The following is a 17149-nucleotide window of genomic DNA, read 5'->3' as shown; positions in this document are numbered from 1 at the left end:
CCGCCGGGATCGGGCGCGGGGCACGTTCGCGCGGGTCGGTGTGGGCATTGCCGGTAGGAGCTGTGGCGGGCCACCGCGACGCGGGGGCGGCAGGCGGGATCCGCGCCTGTGGCCTCGGTGGGGACAACGAGTTCCACGAGCCGGGTGAGCAGGCGCTGGTCGAGTGGCGGTGTGTGGGCGAACGGGCTGCCCGGTCGGGCCGCTGAGCTCGGCGTTGGCCTTCCTCCTTGCACCGGTTCCCAGTCGGTGGCCCGGCGTGCCCTGGCGAGTCGAGTGAAGTCGTCCGGGCAGGTGCTCTATCCCCGCGTGGGCGTCACGAGCCCCAGCTCGTACGCCATGATGACCAACTGCACTCGGTCGCGCGCGGCCAGCTTCGTCAGCAGCCTGCCCACATGGGCCTTGGCCGTGGCCATGCTGATGTGCAGCTGCGTGGCGATCTCCGCGTTGGAAAGTCCGCGGCCGACCAGGGTGAGCACTTCCCGTTCGCGGACGGTGATGCCTTCCACCGGTCGCGGGGGCGTCGTGACGGTGTCGGGGCGGGCCGCGAACTCGGAGATCAGACGGCGGGTCACCCCCGGTGCGAGGAGGGCGTCGCCCGCGGCGACGACCTCGATCGCGGTGAGGATCTGGTCCATGTCCATGTCCTTGACGAGGAAGCCGCTCGCCCCTGCACGCAGCGCACCGTAGACGTACTCGTCGTCGTCGAACGTGGTGAGGATGAGGACTTTCGGTGGTGTGCCACAGGCCGCGGTGATCCGCCGAGTGGCTTCGATGCCGTCCATGCCGGGCATCCGGATGTCCATCACCACCACATCCGGCGCCATCTGCTCCGCGAGCCGCACCGCCTCCTCGCCGTTCGCCGCCTCGCCGGCCACCTCCAGCCCGGGACGGTCGGCGATCAGCACCCGCAGTCCGTGCCGGACCAGCGGCTGGTCGTCGGTGAGCAGCACGCGGGTCATGTGGCTGCCACCGGCAGCGGGAGCCGTGTCGCAACACGGAAGCCGCCCTCGGAGCGCGGTCCGGCCGTGAACTCGCCGTGCAGCAGCGCCGCCCGTTCCCGCATGCCCGTCAGCCCGTAGCCGGCCGCGCAGGGCAGGCCGGACGAGCCGCGGCCCTCGTCAGCGATCTCGATGAACAGATCGTCCTCCTGGCAGTCGATGGTCACCCGGCAAGAGGGGGCACCCGAGTGGCGGACCACGTTGGTGATCGCTTCCTGGATGATGCGGTATCCGGACAGCTCGATCTCCGCCGGCAGCGCCCGCCGCTCACCAAGCCACTCGATGTCCACCCGCACGCCCGCGTCCCGGGTTCGCTCCACCAGCCCGTCGAGATCAGCGAACACCGGTGTCGGCCTGAGCGGCGCACCGTCCTCCGGGTCCACCTGCCGTAGCGCACCGAGCATTCGGCGCAGGCCCGCCAAGGTGTCCCGGCTGGTGTCCTCGATGGCGGCGAGGGCGTTGCGGGCCTCCGACGGCTGGGTGTCGATGACGCGTCGGCCCACCCCGGCCTGGATGGCGATGACACCGATGCTGTGCGCCACCATGTCATGCAGTTCCCGGGCGATCCGCAGCCGCTCCGCGACGACGGCCTGCTCCGCGGCCCTGGCCCGCAGGTCGGCTGTGTGCCTGCGGCGTTCGCGGACCGAGTGGCCGACCGTCCATGCGGTGACCATCATCAGGGCCAGGAAGGCCGAGGCGGCGAGGAACGACGAGGTGCCTTCCCGGTAGTAACCGGCGCCACCGGTCTGTACAGCGAGCGCCACCACAGCGGCGACGGCCGCCGTCAGCCGTGACCGGGTGGCGGCGATCCATCCGACGGTCAGGTCGGAGACCACTGCCTGCAGATACGCGATCTGCCACGCCTGCGTCTCCGCGGGCGGTGTGCTGCCCGTCGGGCCCGGCCATGCGGCCATTGTCGAGTCCGCCCGGACGGTCGCCGCGAAGGAGACGGTGAGCAGCAGAGCCAGGGCGGGCAGCGGCCGACGCGGCACCAAGGGCAGCAGCAGCAGAGCGAGCAGCGCGGCCGGCAGCAGGCGTACGCCGGTCAGTTCCCGGCCGGTGTTCAGTACGACGACGTAGAGCATGACGACGTATGCGATGCCTGAGCACCAGGCCAGGACCTCGGCCAAGAGCGACCGCGGAGTGTCCTGCGGGGCTTTCATGCGCCGATCATAGGCAGGCGGCCCGCACCCCGGTATCGGCCCACGGGCGTACTCCCGTGGGCTACTCGGGGCGTCCCGATTGCGGCCTGTGGTCCGATGCCCGATCGGGATCCGCCCCGGCAGCGTGGACACCGTGATCGAAGCAATCGAACTCACCAAGTGCTATGGCAGGATCGTCGCCGTCGACCGGCTGTCCTTCACTGTGAGCCCGGGCGTGGTCACCGGGTTCCTGGGTCCGAACGGCGCCGGGAAGACCACCACCCTGCGCATGGTCATCGGACTGAACCAGCCCACGGGCGGCACCGTCACCGTCGGCGGGCAGCCGTTCGGCGACCGTCCCCGTGGCCTACGACATGTCGGCGCCCTGCTCGACGCCCACGACGTACATGGCGGCCGCACGGCCCGCGCGCATCTGACGGCGCTGGCGGTCAGCAACGGCCTGCCACGCAGGCGGGTCGCGGAGGTCCTGGCAGAGGTGGGCATGGCAGACGCGGCCGGCCGCAGGATCGACGGATTCTCGCTGGGGATGAAACAACGGCTTGGCATAGCCGCCGCCCTGCTCGGTGATCCGCCCGTATTGCTCTTCGACGAACCGCTCAACGGCCTCGACCCCGAGGGGGTGCGCTGGGTGCGCGGCCTCTTCAGGCGGCTGGCGGACGAAGGCCGCACCGTGCTCGTCTCCAGCCATCTGATGCGGGAGATGGAGCAGACCGCCGAGGAGCTGATCGTCATCGGCCGCGGCAGGCTGATCGCGGCACAGAGCCTGCGCGACTTCGCGGCCCGCAGCACACAGCTGCGGGTGAACGTCCGTACCCCCGACACAGATGTCCTCCCCGCACTCCTGACAGGCGAGGGCGCGACGGTCCGAGCGGAGGACGACGGCTCGTACACGGTGACCGGTCTGCCCGCGGACCGCATCGGCGAACTCGCCTTCACGCACAGGGTGCGGCTGCACGAGCTCAGCCCGCGCTCAGCCTCCCTGGAGGAGGCGTTCATGGAACTCACCCAGGAGGGCGTCGAATACTCCGCAGGAGCCGTCCGATGACCGCCGTACTCGGCAAGGCCCCTGCCCGCCTCCCGGCCCAGGAACCTGCCCGGTTCCGTCATCTCCTCGCCGCCGAGTGGATCAAACTCTGGTCACTGCGCTCAAGCTACTGGGTGCTCGGTGTCGGCGCGCTGACCGTGATCGGCATCAATGTGAACTCCGCCGCGTCGAACGCGGACCGGTTGGCGCATCAGCGACTGCCGTCTGAGCCGCCACCGGAGGTTCCGGCCCGCCCTGAGTTGTTGTTCGATCCGCTGCACACGGCGTTCGTCGATCCCGCCTGGCAGCTACTCATGCTCATCACCGCAACGGTGGGAGGGATCGCGGTCTTCGGCGAGTACTCCAGTGGACTGGTTCGTACGACCTTCGCCGCCGTACCCAACCGGCAGGCGGTGGTCGCCGCCAAAGTTTCCGTGGTGTCGGCGGTCATGCTGACGCTCGGCACATTTGTCGCCGGCACCTCCTTCGGCATCACGCAAATGCTGCTGAGGGAGTACGGCGGCCTGTCACTGGGCGACCCGGGCGCACTGCGCGCCGTCGCCGCAGCCGCTTTGCTGGCACCGCTGTGTGCACTCGTGGGTATGGCAGTGGGCGTGGTCACCCGGCACGCCGCAGGCTCCGTCGTCGGAGTCGTCGCTCTGCTGTTGCTTGTACCGGCGCTGTTCCAGGGCGAGCGCTATCGCTGGGTCAAGGAGATCGGCAACGCCATGCCGCTCAGCGCCTGGGAACGGCTGGTGATGAACCCGGAGCGGGCGCACGACCTCGGCAAGTACCCGCTGGCAATCACCGAGGCGTGGCTCGTCTACGGTGCGTGGGCCACCGCAGCAGTGGCCATCGCGCTGCTCGTGGTACGACGCCGGGACCTGTGAGCATGGACCGGTCCGTGGCCTTCGGCGCATCCCGGATGGATGACGACACCCTGGCCCCGACCATCGAGGGTGACTTGCTGCCCATCAGCCAGGCGGTGACGAAGGGCGCCGGCCGTGGTGTCCACGAACTCCTCGGGGATCGCGTCGGTGTCGACCCAGCGGACCCGTGCGTGTTTGCGTGGTTCGCGGTTTTCGGGTGCGCCGGGTTCGCTCTTGCCGACGGGGAGATCCCACATGCCCTGGGCGAACTCGGCATTCCGGCTGTGCTGGAGAAGGACGACGCGATGGGTGACCCTGTCGTGGACGATGACGGCGGCGACCAGCAGGGTCATGGAATCGAGAGCGGGCGGCAGGGCTTCGGGCCGGTCGTCGGTTGTCCGCTGGGCCACGGCTTGTGTCCCTTCGTCGGCCGGACGGTGGCAGCTTGGGCCGGCGCTTCGTGTGCGCGGCGGGCGAGTTCGGCGGTTCCGGGCACTTTGCGGCGCTGGTGGAGGGAGAGGGTGGAGCGGAGCGAGGCGATGGCCTTGCGGGTGCGGTCGGAGGCCATGCCCTCCATCGGGGTCAGGGCCTGTGACCAGGCGGCGACGGCTTCGTCGGCGCGAGCCCGGGCGGCGAGGCCGTCACCGAGACCGGCGTGCGTGAGGGCGTGGACGCGCTTGTACTTCTCGGGGTCCGAGCGCACCAGGGCATCGCGGTGCTGTTGCTCGGTACCGACGCGGTCGGCGAGGTCGGCCGGAGCGCGGGCGGTGTGGAGGAGCGCATGGGGCACAAGCTCCAGGGCGTCGAGGGCACCTCTACAGCCACACCTCCCCAGGGAGGGAGCCGGGGATCGCCCGGGCTCTGCAGGAGGCGTGGGAGAGGTCGGCCGTGGAAGAGACGGAGCCGCAGCGGTGGGAGGGCGGCGGAAGTCCTCCTGACCTCATCTCCCCACTCCCTCCCAGCCGATCTCGAAACGCGGGAACAGCCCGACCGTGCGAATCGGTCGGGCTGTTCCTGTCGGTGCCCTGAGCAGGGGCGGAACCCTGCTGGTCGTACCGGCTGACGCACCCGCCGGTCAGGCCTTCTTGGTCTCCCAGAAGATCTTGTCGATCTGGGCGATGTAGTCCAGCGCCTTCTGGCCGGTGGCCGGGTCCGTCGACGCCTTGGCGGCCGAGAGGGCCTTCAGGGTGTCGTTGACCAGCTGGTGCAGCTCCGGGTACTTCTCGAAGTGCGGGGGCTTGAAGTAGTCGCTCCACAGCACGGAGACGTGGTGCTTGGCCAGCTCGGCGCGCTGCTCCTTGATGACCGTGGCGCGGGCCTGGAAGTGCGGGTCGTCGTTGCCGGCCATCTTCTCCTGGACGGCCTTCACCGACTCCGCCTCGATGCGGGCCTGGGCCGGGTCGTACACGCCGCAGGGCAGGTCACAGTGGGCGCTGACCTTGACCTTGGGGGCAAACAGGCGGGAAAGCATGGAGCGTTTCCTTCCTCGTGATCGTCTTCTCATACGGGAGATTACTCCGTGGCGGACGGCTTTTCGCGGGTGCCCCCGCGGGCTTAGGACAAAAGTCCGGGGTGAGACTGGGACTGGTGGAGGACGAACCGGGGAGGTGCCGGGAGATGCCGGAGCTGTCGCAGGACGCCGAGCGGGCGAGGGCGCCGCTGCCCTTCGGGGTGGCCGAGGTGACCGGGCCGTCCATGGTGCCCACGCTGCACCACGGGGACCGGCTCCTGGTGCACTACGGCGCCCGGGTCAAACGCGGGGACGTGATCGTGCTGCGGCACCCGTTCCAGCAGGACCTGCTCGTCGTCAAGCGGGCCGCCGAGCGGCGCGAGGGCGGCTGGTGGGTGCTCGGGGACAACGCGTTCGCGGGCGGCGACAGCACCGACTACGGGGTGGTGCCCGACGAGCTGGTGCTCGGCCGGGTCCGGTTCCGCTACCGGCCGCGCGGCTCCGAGCGGCGTTCGCCGCTGGCCGTGGTGGGCTGGGCGCTGTCGTCGGCCCGGCCCGTGCTCTCCGGCCGGTCGGCCTCCAGGCGCTTGCGGGCGCGGTAGGCGGCCACGTTGGCGCGGGTGGCGCAGCGGTCGGAGCAGTAGCGGCGGGAGCGGTTGGTGGAGGTGTCCAGGTAGGCGTTGCGGCAGGGCGACGCCTCGCACAGGCCGAGGCGGTCCACGCCGTACTCGGTGAGGTGGAAGGCCAGGCCCATCGCGGCGATGGCGGCGTAGCCGGCGGTGGCGTTGGACGGGTGGTCGGCCAGGTGCATGTGCCACAGCGGGCGGCCGTCGTCGTCGCGGAAGTCGTGGCCGGAGATCTGCGGGCTGACCGGGAACTCCAGCAGCAGGGAGTTCAGCAGGTCGACGGCGAGGGTCTCGTCGCCGCCGTCCGCCGCCTCGAAGACCGAGCGGAGCCTGGCCCGGACCGAGCGGAACCGCGTCACGTCGGCGTCGGTGGTGCGCCGGGCGGCCGACTGGTTCCCGCCGAACAGATCGCGGACGGCCTCGACGGAGGTGAGCGTGTCCTTGCCCCGGGCCGGTTCCTCGGTGTTGACGAGACGTACGGCGTAATCCGAGTAATAGGCCAGTTCCACTTGTAGTCCTTACGCAGAGGATCTATCGTTGTAACAGACGATTCCGTCCCCAGGGTATTACGGGACGTATGCGAGGGAGGCGCTCCATGACGGACGCGGACACCACCACGGCCGCCGCGGACTGGCGGGCCTGGCAGGAGAGCTGGGACCGGCAGCAGGAGTGGTACATGCCGGACCGCGAGGAACGCTTCCGGGTCATGCTCGACATGGTGGAGGCCCTCGTCGGCACCGCGCCGCGCGTGCTCGACCTCGCCTGCGGCACGGGCAGCATCACCGCCCGGCTGCTCGACCGGTTCCCGGACGCCACCAGCACCGGCGTCGACCTCGACCCGGCGCTCCTCGCCATCGCGGAGGGCACCTTCGCGGGGGACGGACGGGTCTCGTTCGTGACCGCGGACCTCACCGATCCCCAGTGGCCGGCCGCGCTGCCGTACGACTCCTACGACGCCGTACTGACCGCGACCGCCCTCCACTGGCTGCACCGGGAACCCCTCGCGGATCTCTACGGACACATCGCGGGGCTCGTCCGCGACGGCGGTGTCTTCATGAACGCGGACCACATGATCGACGACACCACGCCCCGGATCAACGCCGCCGAGCGCGCCCTGCGCCACGCCCGCATGGATCAGGCCAAGTCGGAAGGCGCCCTCGACTGGGCCCAGTGGTGGCGGCTCGCCGCCCAGGACCCCGTCCTCGCCGGACCGACGGCCCGCCGCTTCGAGATCTACGGCGAGCACGCCGAGGGCGACACGCCGCCGGCCGCCTGGCACGCGCGCGTGCTGCGCGAGAAGGGGTTCGGGGAGGCGCGGCCGGTGTGGTGCTCGCCCTCGGACACCCTGCTGCTGGCTCTGAGGTAGCCGGAGGGAACGCGAGGGGGCGGTACGGAAGTCCGTACCGCCCCCTCGCGCGTCCGTTCAGAGCACCTTGGACAGGAACGCCTTCGTGCGCTCGTGCTGCGGGTCGGTCAGGACGTCGCGCGGGTTGCCCGACTCGACCACCACGCCGCCGTCCATGAAGACCAGGCTGTCGCCCACCTCGCGGGCGAAGCCCATCTCGTGGGTGACGACGACCATCGTCATGCCGGACTCGGCGAGGTCGCGCATGACGTCGAGGACGTCACCGACCAGCTCCGGGTCGAGCGCCGAGGTCGGCTCGTCGAAGAGCATCAGCTTGGGGTCCATCGCGAGCGCCCGCGCGATCGCCACCCGCTGCTGCTGGCCGCCGGAGAGCTGCGAGGGGTAGTTCCGGGCCTTGTCGCCGAGGCCCACGCGCTCCAGGAGCCCCATCGCGCGCTCCCTGGCCTGCGCCTTGCTCACGCCCTTGACCTGGACCGGCGCCTCCATGACGTTCTCGACGGCCGTCATGTGCGGGAACAGGTTGAAGCGCTGGAAGACCATGCCGATGTCCCGGCGCTTGAGGGCGACCTCGCTGTCCTTGAGCTCGTACAGCTTGTCGCCCTTCTGGCGGTAGCCGACCAGCTCCCCGTCGACGTACAGACGTCCGGCGTTGATCTTCTCGAGGTGGTTGATACACCTGAGGAAGGTGGACTTGCCGGAGCCGGAGGGGCCGATGAGGCAGAACACCTCGCCGGTCCTCACCTCCAGGTCGATGCCCTTGAGGACCTCGACGTGGCCGAAGGACTTGTGCACGCCCTCCGCCTTGATCATCGCGTTCGTCATGCCGTGACCCCCTTGCGGCTGGAGAGGGACGTCAGGTGGGCGCGGACCTTCTGCCACGGGGTGGGCGGCAGCTGGCGGCTCGATCCGCGGGCGTAGTACCGCTCGACGTAGTACTGGCCCACGCTGAGCAGGGAGGTGAGGATCAGGTACCAGGCCGCGGCGAGGAACAGCATCTCGACCGTGGCGCCCGAGGTCGTGCCGATGTCCTGGGCGTAGCGCAGGAGCTCGTAGTACTGGACCGCCGCGACGAGCGAGGTGGTCTTCAGCATGTTGATGACCTCGTTGCCCGTGGGCGGCACGATCACGCGCATCGCCTGCGGGACGACGATCCGGCGCAGCGTCTTGGAGTGGCTCATGCCGAGCGCGTGGGCCGCCTCGGTCTGGCCCTCGTCGACGGCCAGCAGACCGGCGCGGCAGATCTCCGCCATGTACGCGGCCTCGTTCAGGCCGAGCCCGAGCAGCGCCGTCAGGAACGGCGTCATGAACTGGGACCACTCGTCCTTGTAGATCGGCCCGAGGTTGACGTACTCGAAGACGAAGCCCAGGTTGAACCAGACGAACAGCTGGACCAGTACCGGGGTGCCGCGGAAGAACCAGATGTAGAACCAGGCGATCGACGAGGTCACCGGGTTCTTGGACAACCGCATCACGGCCAGCAGGAGGCCGCCGACGATGCCGATGATCATCGACAGGAAGGTCAGCCAGAGCGTCTCGCGGACGCCGGTGAGGATGCGGTCGTTGAAGAAGTAGTCGGGGATCGCGCCCCAGTTGATGTCGCCGTTCGCGAAGGCCCAGACGAGCGCGAAGAAGATGCCCAGGGCGAGCACGGCTGAGACGTAACGGCCGTAGTGCCGGACCGGGACGGCCTTGATGGCCTCCGGGCCGGCCGGCGGGGTGTTCGCCGGCCCGTCCGTCTTGTTGATGTCAGTGGTCACGGGTGTTGCCTTTCAGCGCCGCCGGTGCGCGGTCACTTGCCGCCGTTGACGGTGGCTTCCTCGACGGCGCCCTCCGTGACGCCCCACTTCTCCAGGACCTTCTGGTACTCGCCGTTCTCGATGACCGCGTCGAGCGCGGCCTTGAGGGCGTCCCGCAGCTCGGTGTCGCCCTTGGCGACCGCGATGCCGTACGGGGCGGCGTCGACCTGCTCGCCGACCAGCTGGAAGTCCTTGCCGCCACCGGAGGTCTTCACGGCGTACGCGGCGACCGGGAAGTCGGAGGAGCCGGCGTCGGCGCCGCCCGCGCGCAGGCGGGTCTGGGCCTGCTGGTCGTTGTCGTAGGACTCGATGGCGATGGTCTTGCCCGCCGGGCACTTCTCCGCCTCGGCCTTGGCCAGGTCGTGCGAGACCGTGCCGCGCTGGACGACCAGCTTCTTGCCGCACAGGTCCGCCCAGGTCTTGATGCCCTGGTCGTCGCCCTTCTTGGTGTAGATCGAGACACCGGCGGTGAAGTAGTCGACGAAGTCGACGCCCTCGCCGACCTTCTTGCCCGTGTCGGAGTCGACACCCTCCTGGCGGTCCTTGGTGTCGGTCATGGCGGACATGGCGATGTCGTACCGGTCCGAGCGCAGGCCGCCGAGCAGCGTGTCGAAGGTGCCGTTCTCGAACTCGAACTTCACGCCGAGCTGCTTGCCCATGGCGTCCGCGAGGTCGGGGTCGATGCCGACGGTCTTGCCGGAACCGTCCTTGAACTCGACCGGGGCGTACGCGATGTCCGAGCCCACCTTGATGACGCCCGCCTTGCGGATGTCGTCCGGGAGCTTGTCGGCGAGGGGAGCGGTGGACGTCTCGGAGGTGCCGGCGTCGTCGCCCTTGTCCGTCTGGTCACCGCAGCCGGTGAGAATCAGCGCGCCTGCGACCGCGATCGCGCCGGCCGCTGCAAGACGGGAACGCGCGGCGGTGGTACGACGGGTGGTGCTTGCGGTCATGGTGGGTTCCTCCGGCGGATGGGTGGAGATGCCGATGGGCGGGCCCTGCCGACGGGTATCGGCAGTGCCGCAGGTCGACAAGAACACACGTCTTCGAGTGTCGCGACCTCGTGCGATTACGGCATCTTGCCATTCGGTCTGAGCCATTCAGGGGGCCCGCGATGTCAAAATCAGATAACGGGCGACACTCGAACCGCATCACTCCAGGACATCCGACCGGACAGTCTGCGGGAATCCTTCGTTCCGACCGGAAGATCTCCGGTCCATTCCGGGATGTGGACTCGTTCGCCGTGGTTTTTGTTCCGATTACGGGCTTGTCGACGGTTGACGTCGCCCTTGTCCTTGTATCGGGTGACAATGCGGGGCGGTGGCATGTGACCTTCGCGTTATGGACTCGTCGCCGGTGGCGTCCGTCCGGTAAGAAGGTTCTTTACACCCCTCATCCGGGGCTCAGGGCGCGTGTGCGGCGCGCCCGTCGTGTTCGGCCCGTACGCATCAACCCCCCGGGCCGTGCGCGGTCCCGCCCACCCCTCACCAGGAGTGGCAACCCTCAAACCATGAACACTTAAGGGGTAAAACCAAGTGGCAGCGGAGATTGTCAATCCTCGCAGCGACAGCGAACACCGGAACGGTCGTACGGAGCAGGGCGACGGGGCCGAGCCCCTCGACTCCTTCGACCCGGCGTTCGCGCTGCACCGCGGCGGCAAGATGGCCGTGCGGGCCACCGTGCCGATCCGTGACAAGGACGATCTGTCCCTGGCGTACACGCCCGGCGTCGCGAAGGTGTGCAGCGCGATCGCCGAGCAGCCGGACCTCGTCCACGACTACACGTGGAAGTCGCAGGTCGTCGCCGTCGTGACGGACGGCACGGCCGTGCTGGGGCTCGGTGACATCGGGCCCGAGGCCTCCCTCCCGGTGATGGAGGGCAAGGCCATCCTCTTCAAGCAGTTCGGCGGCGTGGACGCGGTCCCGATCGCCCTGGACTGCACCGACGTGGACGAGATCGTCGAGACCGTGGTCCGGCTCGCCCCGTCCTTCGGCGGGGTGAACCTGGAGGACATCTCCGCGCCCCGCTGCTTCGAGATCGAGAAGCGGCTGCAGGAGCGGCTGGACATCCCGGTCTTCCACGACGACCAGCACGGCACGGCGGTCGTGTCGCTGGCGGCGCTGCGGAACGCGGCGCGGCTGAGCGGACGGACGCTCGGTGAGCTGCGGGCCGTGATCTCCGGCGCGGGCGCGGCGGGTGTCGCGATCGCCAAGATGCTGATCGAGGCCGGTGTCGGCGACGTCGCCGTGGCCGACCGCAAGGGCATCGTGTCGCGGGACCGCGCGGACCTCACGCCGGTCAAGGCGGAGCTGGCGTCGTTCACCAACAAGGCCGGCCTCTCGGGATCGCTGGAGTCGGCGCTGGCCGGCGCCGACGTCTTCATCGGGGTCTCCGGCGGCACGGTGCCGGAGGCGGCGGTGGCGTCGATGGCCGAGGGCGCGTTCGTCTTCGCCATGGCCAACCCCGACCCGGAGGTGCACCCGGAGGTCGCGCACAAGTACGCGGCCGTCGTGGCCACCGGGCGGTCGGACTTCCCGAACCAGATCAACAACGTGCTGGCGTTCCCCGGCATCTTCGCCGGCGCGCTCCAGGTGCGGGCCTCCCGGATCACCGAGGGGATGAAGCTGGCGGCGGCCGAGGCGCTGGCCTCGGTGGTCGGTGACGATCTCGCCGCCGACTACGTCATCCCGTCCCCGTTCGACGAGCGGGTCGCCCCCGCGGTGACGGCGGCGGTGGCCGCGGCCGCCCGTGCGGAGGGTGTCGCCCGCCGCTGAGGCGCGCGGATCGTCGGCCGGCCCCGTCCCCGGGTGGACGGGGCCGGTTTCTTCTTCCGGGGCTTGGGCCGCCCGGGTGGCGGATCCCGCCGGGTGGCAAGAGGGCGTGTCTCACAGTGGGGCCTGGTTCCTTCGGCGGGGCGGGGAACCTATCGTCAAGGTCATGTTCGCCGTCTACGCCGCCCGAATCGACCGCGACCAGCCGCTCGCGGGCCTGGAGGCGGGAGAGCGTCCCGCTCCCGAGTCCCGGCCCGGCTGGAGCACCGTCACGGTCAAGGCCGCCTCCCTCAACCATCATGACCTCTGGTCCCTGCGGGGCGTGGGCCTCGCCGAGGACAAGCTGCCGATGATCCTCGGCTGCGACGCCGCCGGCGTCGACGAGGACGGCAACGAGGTCGTCCTGCACTCGGTGATCGGACAGAGCGGCCACGGGGTGGGTCCCCGCGAGCCCCGGTCCATCCTCACCGAGCGCTACCAGGGCACGTTCGCCGAGCGGGTCGCCGTGCCCACCTGGAACGTCCTGCCCAAGCCGAAGGAGCTCTCCTTCGAGGAGGCCGCCTGTCTGCCGACCGCCTGGCTGACCGCGTACCGGATGCTGTTCACCAACGCCGGGGTCCGCCCCGGGGACTCCGTACTGGTGCAGGGCGCCGGGGGCGGTGTCGCCACCGCCGCGATCGTGCTCGGCAAGGCGGCGGGGCTGCGGGTCTTCGCCACCAGCCGGGACGAGGCCAAGCGCAAGCGGGCGCTGGAGCTCGGGGCCGTGGAGGCCGTGGAGACCGGGGCGCGGCTGCCGCAGCGGGTCGACGCGGTGATCGAGACCGTGGGGGCGGCCACCTGGTCCCACTCGGTGAAGTCGCTGCGGCCCGGCGGCACGCTGGTCATCTCCGGTGCCACCAGTGGTGACCGGCCCTCGCACGCCGAGCTGACCCGGATCTTCTTCCTGGAGCTCAAGGTCGTCGGGTCGACCATGGGCACCAAGGACGAGCTGGAGGACCTGCTCTCCTTCTGCGCCGCCACGGGGGTGCGTCCCGTCATCGACGAGGTGCTGCCCATGGACCGTGCCCGGGAGGGCTTCGAACGGATGGAGTCCGGCGGGCAGTTCGGCAAGATCGTGCTCACCAATCCCTGAGGGGCGGGGTTCGCTTCGACGGCCGGTCCGGGTCTCCGGGCCGGCCGTCGGCATGTCAACCAGGGTTGACGGCAAGGGGATGTCAACGTACGTTGACATCATGACTGAGGCAACCGACCTCGCCGAGCGGGCGGGCGATCGCGACCCACGGGTCGGCCTGCGGGCCGTCGCCGCCCTGCGCCGGCTGCTGGAGCAACTGGAGACCGTGCAGGTGCGCAACGCGCGCAACCAGGGCTGGTCGTGGCAGGAGATCGCCACCGAACTCGGGGTCAGCAGGCAGGCCGTGCACAAGAAGTACGGGAGGCATTGATGTTCGAGCGGTTCACGAAGGACGCCCGTGACGTGGTGAAGGGGGCGGTCGGGCACGCGGAGGAGACGGGGGCCGAGCGGGTCGGCGCCGAGCATCTGCTGCTGGCCCTGCTCGACCGGGAAGGGAGCCGGGCCTCGTTCGTGCTGGCCGCCCTCGGCGCCGGTGAGCGGCGGGAGTCGGTGCGGGCGGCGCTGGGGGAGGCCCGGCGGCGGGCCGGGCTGACGCAGGCCGAGACCGACGCCCTCGCCGGGCTCGGCATCGACGTGCCGGAGATCGTGGCCCGGGTGGAGGAGGTGCACGGGGCCGGGGCGATGTCCGGCGACCGGAAGGCCGGGGGCCGCAGGTCGGGACACCGGCCCTTCGACCGCGCGGCCAAGGACGTCCTCACGGGCGCCCTGCGCGCCGCCACCGCCCTGCGCGACCGCCGCATCGGCGACGAGCACCTTCTGCTCGCCCTCACCACCCGCCCCGGCGTCCCCGCCGAGGTCCTCGCCGACCACGGCGTGACGTACGAGTCCGTGACCCGGGTCCTCCACGGGGGCGGCGAGGCCAAGGCGGGCTGACGCCGGCGTGGTCCCGGCCCGGCCCGGTCGGGCCCGGGCATCCCCGTTGGGCCGGGATCGTCCCGGTGGGCGAGGCCGGAGGGTTTCGGTCGGGCTCGGGTGGGTGCACTGGTCCTGCGGCCGCGGCTGGGTCTTGCCGGGCCCGGGGTGTTCCGTTGGGTCGGGGTGTGCCGGAGTCCGGGTGCTGGTCCGGGGCCGGAGGGTTTCGGTCGGGCTCGGGTGGGTGGGTCGGTCTTGCGGCCACCGTCGGGTCTCGCCGGGTCTCCGAGGTGTTCCGGTGGGCCGGGTGGGCCGGTGCGGGGCCGGTCGTGTCCGGCTGGGGCAGGAGGCCTACCGCTTCGGGGCGCGCAGGATCACCCCGATGTGGGCCGCTGCCGTGGACAGGTGGCGGCGGGCGTCGCGGAGCTGGTCCGGGGTGACCCCGTGGTCGCGGGCCGCGTCGCGGATGTCGTCCCGGAAGCGGTCCAGCAGGCGGTCCAGGTCACGGGCCGGGTCGCCGGTGGAGTCCGAGGCGTCCTCGTGCGCCCAGGCCGGGGTGTAGTCGGCGGGGAAGTCCTCGGGCGTCTCCGAGTACGACGGCTCCGAGGTCTTGCCGGAGGCTCCCGCGCCGGTGCGGCCGAAGGCGAAGTCCTTGCCGAACCCGCTCATCTCCTTGGCCAGTTCACCCAGGCCCTCGCGCAGCCCCGTCGGCCAGTCGCCCCGCGCGAAGTGGCCCTGCACCTGCTCCTGGACCTGGCGCACGATGCGCTGCACCTCCTCCTGCGCCCTGTCCTGGGCCTCCTTGGCCTGGCGGCGGGCACGCTGGGCCTCCTCCCGGGAGCGGCGGCTCTCGTCCTTGGCGCGGCGGGCCTGTTCCTTCCACTCCTGCTTGGCGCGGCGCATCTCCTCCTTGGCCGCCTGCCAGGCGTCCTTGTCGCCGAAGACCCCGAAGTCGCCGAAGGCGCCTTCCTCCCCGGCGCCCGCCCCGCCCGTACGGCTCTGGCGGGCCTTGCCCGCCGCGGCCCGCATCTCGCGGCGCAGATCGCCCGCCGCGCCGCTGACGTCGGCGCGGATCTCGGCGGCCAGCTCGGCGACCGACTCCCGGATCTCCAGCTCCAGATCGGCCAGCTCACCGCTGCGGTCGGCCAGTTCCGCGCGGCCGGCGTCGGTGATGGAGTACACCTTGCGGCCGCCCTCGGTGGTGTGGGTGACCAGGCCCTCCGCCTCCAGCTTGGCCAGGCGCGGGTAGACCGTGCCCGCCGAGGGCGCGTACAGCCCCTGGAAGCGCTCCTCCAGCAGGCGGATCACCTCGTAGCCGTGGCGCGGGGCCTCGTCCAGCAGCTTCAGCAGGTAGAGGCGGAGGCGTCCGTGGGCGAAGACGGGGGGCATGTCAGAGCACCTTCTTGTCGGTCGTACCGGCATTGTCTCCCGAGGCGGCCGGTGGTTCGGGCTCGTGCTCCCCGGCCGGGCGGCGCAGCAGGGCGATGGAGCCGGAGACGGTGGTGGCGCGCAGCCTGCCGCTGCCGGTGCCCAGACGGCCGGTGAGTTTGTGGGCGCCCCACATGCCCTGGACCCGGAGGCCGTCGAAGGCGTTGGAGATGGCGCCGCTCGCCGTGTTCGCCTCGACGTCCGCGTCCGCGGGGTCCGGCAGGCGGATGGCTATCTCGCCCGAGACGCTGGTCAGCTTGACGTCGGTGGGGCCACCGGGGTCGAGGTCCAGGATCATGGATCCGCCGACCGTGTCCGCGCGCACGGAGGGGCCGGAGCCCTCGACGACGGTGAGGTCGCCGGAGACGGAGGCGAAGCGGAGGTCGCCGGTGACGGACTGGGCCTCCACGTTCCCGGACACGGTCTCCGCGCGGACCGGGCCGGAGAGGGCGACCAGGGTGGTGTCGCCGGCGACGCCCTTCACCGAGACGGAGCCCTGGACGCCGGAGACCACGGCGCCGGCGCCGACCACGCCCACCTCGATCCGGGTGCGGGCCGGGACGGCGAGGGAGACCACGGCGCTGCGGCGCCAGCCCTTGCGGTCCAGCCATTTGAGGAAGCCCTTCCAGGGGAGGTCGTCGTAGGCGACCGTGAGGGTGCCGTCCTGCTGGGTGACCACCAGGGGCGGGCCCTCGATCTCGGAGACCTGGAGGTGGGCGGTGGGGTCGTCGGTGCCGACGATGTTCACCGTGCCGTTGACGATGCGGACGTGCAGGTCGGTGACGGGGGTGTCGAAGGTGAGCTTCGTGGGTTGCGCGACGGTCCACTCGGGCATGGTGGGGCCTCCTGCTCGGCGCATGGCGCTCGGCGCTCGATGGCGACGCGGCATATCGCGTCTTACGCGATTTACGATATATCGCGGCAGGGGAAAGTCAAGGCACTCGTTCTGGTGAACGGTCGGCTTGGTGGCGTGCTGGTGCACGGTGCTGGTGCTGGGTGGGGGTGGGGCGCGCGGCCCGGCGCGGTACGGGTTCCCCGTGTGGGTGTGGGCCGGGGGTGGGGTTGCGCAGCCCGGCGCTTGCGGGGTGCCTCCCCCACTCGCGGCTTCGCTCGAGCGGGAGGTACCCCCATCGCCCACCCGTGCCGCCCTGGGGGCACCTCCCAGGCCTTTAAGGTACTGGGGGAGGCACGACTGCCCGCGGGAGCGGCGGGGGTGGCGCGGTTGTTCACGGGAGCGGCGGGGGCGGCACGACTGCTCGCGGGAGCGGCGGGGTGGCGTGACTGCCCGTGGGAACGTGGTGCGCGGCTGCCCGTGGGGTGGTGGGGCTGCCCGTGGGGTGGTGGGGCGGCACGATTGGCCGGGGGAGTGTGCGGTGCGCGGTTGGTCGTGGGAACGCGGCACGCGGCTGCCTGTGGGCAGCCGCGTGGGGGTTACTCCTCGTCCTCGTCGTCCAGGCGGGCCAGCCAGGTGGCCAGGCGTTCCACCGGGACCTCGAAGTCGGGGTTGAGGTCGACGAACGTGCGCAGCTGCTCGGCCAGCCACTCGAAGGTGACCTCCTCCTCCCCGCGCCGCTTCTCCAGTTCCTCGATGCCACGGTCCGTGAAGTACATGGGGACAAGGATAGGTGCGGGAAAACGGGCGGGCCGCACCCCCCGTGAGAGGGGTGCGACCCGTGC

At 70.9% G+C, this 17149-nt stretch carries 18 protein-coding genes and 2 pseudogenes; 8 read left to right on the top strand and 12 right to left on the bottom strand.

Features of this window, described 5'->3' with window-relative positions; all coding sequences use genetic code 11:
• Nucleotides 1–296 precede the first annotated feature (296 nt).
• Both ACH5AO_RS12665 and ACH5AO_RS12660 read right to left on the bottom strand, forming a co-directional pair.
• Entirely contained in the window at nt 297–959 is a 663-nt protein-coding gene (locus ACH5AO_RS12665) for a response regulator (protein ID WP_398924238.1), read from the bottom strand.
• Nucleotides 956–2161, bottom strand: coding sequence for a sensor histidine kinase (locus tag ACH5AO_RS12660; RefSeq protein ID WP_398924237.1), 1206 nt, complete (start codon nt 2159–2161; stop codon nt 956–958). Before ACH5AO_RS12660 ends, ACH5AO_RS12665 begins: the two co-directional genes overlap by 4 nt.
• Before the next feature lie 133 nt (nt 2162–2294).
• On the opposite strand from ACH5AO_RS12660, the gene ACH5AO_RS12655 reads away from it, so the two are divergent.
• On the top strand, nt 2295–3206 hold the full coding sequence (locus ACH5AO_RS12655; RefSeq protein ID WP_398924235.1) for an ABC transporter ATP-binding protein: 912 nt from the start codon (nt 2295–2297) through the stop codon (nt 3204–3206).
• A complete protein-coding gene (locus ACH5AO_RS12650) occupies nt 3203–4075 on the top strand; it encodes an ABC transporter permease (RefSeq protein ID WP_398924234.1) in 873 nt (290 codons plus the stop codon). Before ACH5AO_RS12655 ends, ACH5AO_RS12650 begins: the two co-directional genes overlap by 4 nt.
• A gap of 59 nt (nt 4076–4134) precedes the next feature.
• On the opposite strand, the pseudogene ACH5AO_RS12645 reads toward ACH5AO_RS12650, so the two are convergent.
• The 3 genes and pseudogenes from ACH5AO_RS12645 to sodN all read right to left on the bottom strand — a co-directional run.
• Nucleotides 4135–4464: pseudogene (locus tag ACH5AO_RS12645) on the bottom strand (DNA mismatch repair protein MutT); the annotation flags it as partial.
• A 38-nt stretch (nt 4465–4502) separates the two neighbouring features.
• Nucleotides 4503–4826 (bottom strand): annotated as a pseudogene (locus ACH5AO_RS12640) (tetratricopeptide repeat protein); the annotation flags it as partial.
• A gap of 303 nt (nt 4827–5129) precedes the next feature.
• Nucleotides 5130–5525 carry a superoxide dismutase, Ni gene (sodN, locus tag ACH5AO_RS12635; RefSeq protein WP_004983535.1) on the bottom strand — a complete coding sequence of 132 codons (396 nt, stop codon included), beginning with the start codon at nt 5523–5525 and terminating at the stop codon, nt 5130–5132.
• Nucleotides 5526–5671: 146 nt separating this feature from the next.
• Between sodN and sodX the strand changes: the two genes are divergently transcribed.
• Nucleotides 5672–6106, top strand: coding sequence for a nickel-type superoxide dismutase maturation protease (sodX, locus tag ACH5AO_RS12630; RefSeq protein WP_217129586.1), 435 nt, complete (start codon nt 5672–5674; stop codon nt 6104–6106).
• On the opposite strand, the gene ACH5AO_RS12625 is transcribed toward sodX, so the two are convergent.
• Nucleotides 5989–6639 carry a CGNR zinc finger domain-containing protein gene (locus tag ACH5AO_RS12625; RefSeq protein WP_398924233.1) on the bottom strand — a complete coding sequence of 217 codons (651 nt, stop codon included), beginning with the start codon at nt 6637–6639 and terminating at the stop codon, nt 5989–5991. The genes sodX and ACH5AO_RS12625 overlap by 118 nt on opposite strands.
• A gap of 86 nt (nt 6640–6725) precedes the next feature.
• Here ACH5AO_RS12625 and ACH5AO_RS12620 point away from each other — a divergent pair, with 86 nt between their 5' ends.
• Complete coding sequence (locus ACH5AO_RS12620; RefSeq protein WP_398924232.1) at nt 6726–7496, top strand: class I SAM-dependent methyltransferase; 771 nt, start codon at nt 6726–6728, stop codon at nt 7494–7496.
• Nucleotides 7497–7553: 57 nt separating this feature from the next.
• Here ACH5AO_RS12620 and ACH5AO_RS12615 read toward each other — a convergent pair whose 3' ends face one another.
• Genes ACH5AO_RS12615 through ACH5AO_RS12605 form a run of 3 tightly spaced genes read right to left on the bottom strand, consistent with a single transcriptional unit; the run spans nt 7554 to nt 10242 of the window.
• Nucleotides 7554–8318 (bottom strand): amino acid ABC transporter ATP-binding protein, encoded by a 765-nt coding sequence (locus ACH5AO_RS12615; RefSeq protein ID WP_398924231.1) that lies wholly within the window; start codon nt 8316–8318, stop codon nt 7554–7556.
• Complete coding sequence (locus ACH5AO_RS12610; RefSeq protein WP_398924230.1) at nt 8315–9253, bottom strand: amino acid ABC transporter permease; 939 nt, start codon at nt 9251–9253, stop codon at nt 8315–8317. The genes ACH5AO_RS12615 and ACH5AO_RS12610 overlap by 4 nt, the downstream gene beginning before the upstream one ends.
• Nucleotides 9254–9285: 32 nt before the next feature.
• Complete coding sequence (locus ACH5AO_RS12605) at nt 9286–10242, bottom strand: ABC transporter substrate-binding protein (protein ID WP_398924229.1); 957 nt, start codon at nt 10240–10242, stop codon at nt 9286–9288.
• Nucleotides 10243–10824: 582 nt separating this feature from the next.
• Here ACH5AO_RS12605 and ACH5AO_RS12600 point away from each other — a divergent pair.
• The 4 genes from ACH5AO_RS12600 (at nt 10825) to ACH5AO_RS12585 (ending at nt 14065) form a co-directional block, all read left to right on the top strand.
• Nucleotides 10825–12063 (top strand): NADP-dependent malic enzyme, encoded by a 1239-nt coding sequence (locus ACH5AO_RS12600; protein ID WP_398924228.1) that lies wholly within the window; start codon nt 10825–10827, stop codon nt 12061–12063.
• A 163-nt stretch (nt 12064–12226) separates the two neighbouring features.
• Nucleotides 12227–13192, top strand: a complete 966-nt coding sequence (locus tag ACH5AO_RS12595; RefSeq protein ID WP_398924227.1) for a zinc-binding dehydrogenase — start codon at nt 12227–12229, stop codon at nt 13190–13192.
• A gap of 100 nt (nt 13193–13292) precedes the next feature.
• On the top strand, nt 13293–13502 hold the full coding sequence (locus ACH5AO_RS12590) for an HTH domain-containing protein (RefSeq protein ID WP_030860301.1): 210 nt from the start codon (nt 13293–13295) through the stop codon (nt 13500–13502).
• Nucleotides 13502–14065 (top strand): Clp protease N-terminal domain-containing protein, encoded by a 564-nt coding sequence (locus ACH5AO_RS12585; RefSeq protein ID WP_398924226.1) that lies wholly within the window; start codon nt 13502–13504, stop codon nt 14063–14065. The genes ACH5AO_RS12590 and ACH5AO_RS12585 overlap by 1 nt, the downstream gene beginning before the upstream one ends.
• Nucleotides 14066–14395: 330 nt before the next feature.
• Here ACH5AO_RS12585 and ACH5AO_RS12580 read toward each other — a convergent pair whose 3' ends face one another.
• The 3 genes from ACH5AO_RS12580 to ACH5AO_RS12570 form a co-directional block, all read right to left on the bottom strand.
• Complete coding sequence (locus ACH5AO_RS12580; RefSeq protein WP_398924225.1) at nt 14396–15433, bottom strand: helix-turn-helix transcriptional regulator; 1038 nt, start codon at nt 15431–15433, stop codon at nt 14396–14398.
• A gap of 1 nt (nt 15434) precedes the next feature.
• Complete coding sequence (locus tag ACH5AO_RS12575; protein WP_398924224.1) at nt 15435–16307, bottom strand: DUF4097 family beta strand repeat-containing protein; 873 nt, start codon at nt 16305–16307, stop codon at nt 15435–15437.
• A 596-nt stretch (nt 16308–16903) separates the two neighbouring features.
• The gene (locus tag ACH5AO_RS12570; protein WP_023586593.1) at nt 16904–17083 is read right to left on the bottom strand and encodes a DUF6104 family protein; all 180 of its coding nucleotides are present in this window, start codon (nt 17081–17083) and stop codon (nt 16904–16906) included.
• Between the last annotated feature and the right edge of the window lie 66 nt (nt 17084–17149).

This window comes from Streptomyces sp. NPDC018964, assembly GCF_044390325.1.
Taxonomy (GTDB): Bacteria; Actinomycetota; Actinomycetes; order Streptomycetales; family Streptomycetaceae; genus Streptomyces.
Note: the sequence above shows the minus strand (reverse complement) of the source record. Positions and strands in the feature narration are given on the sequence as shown.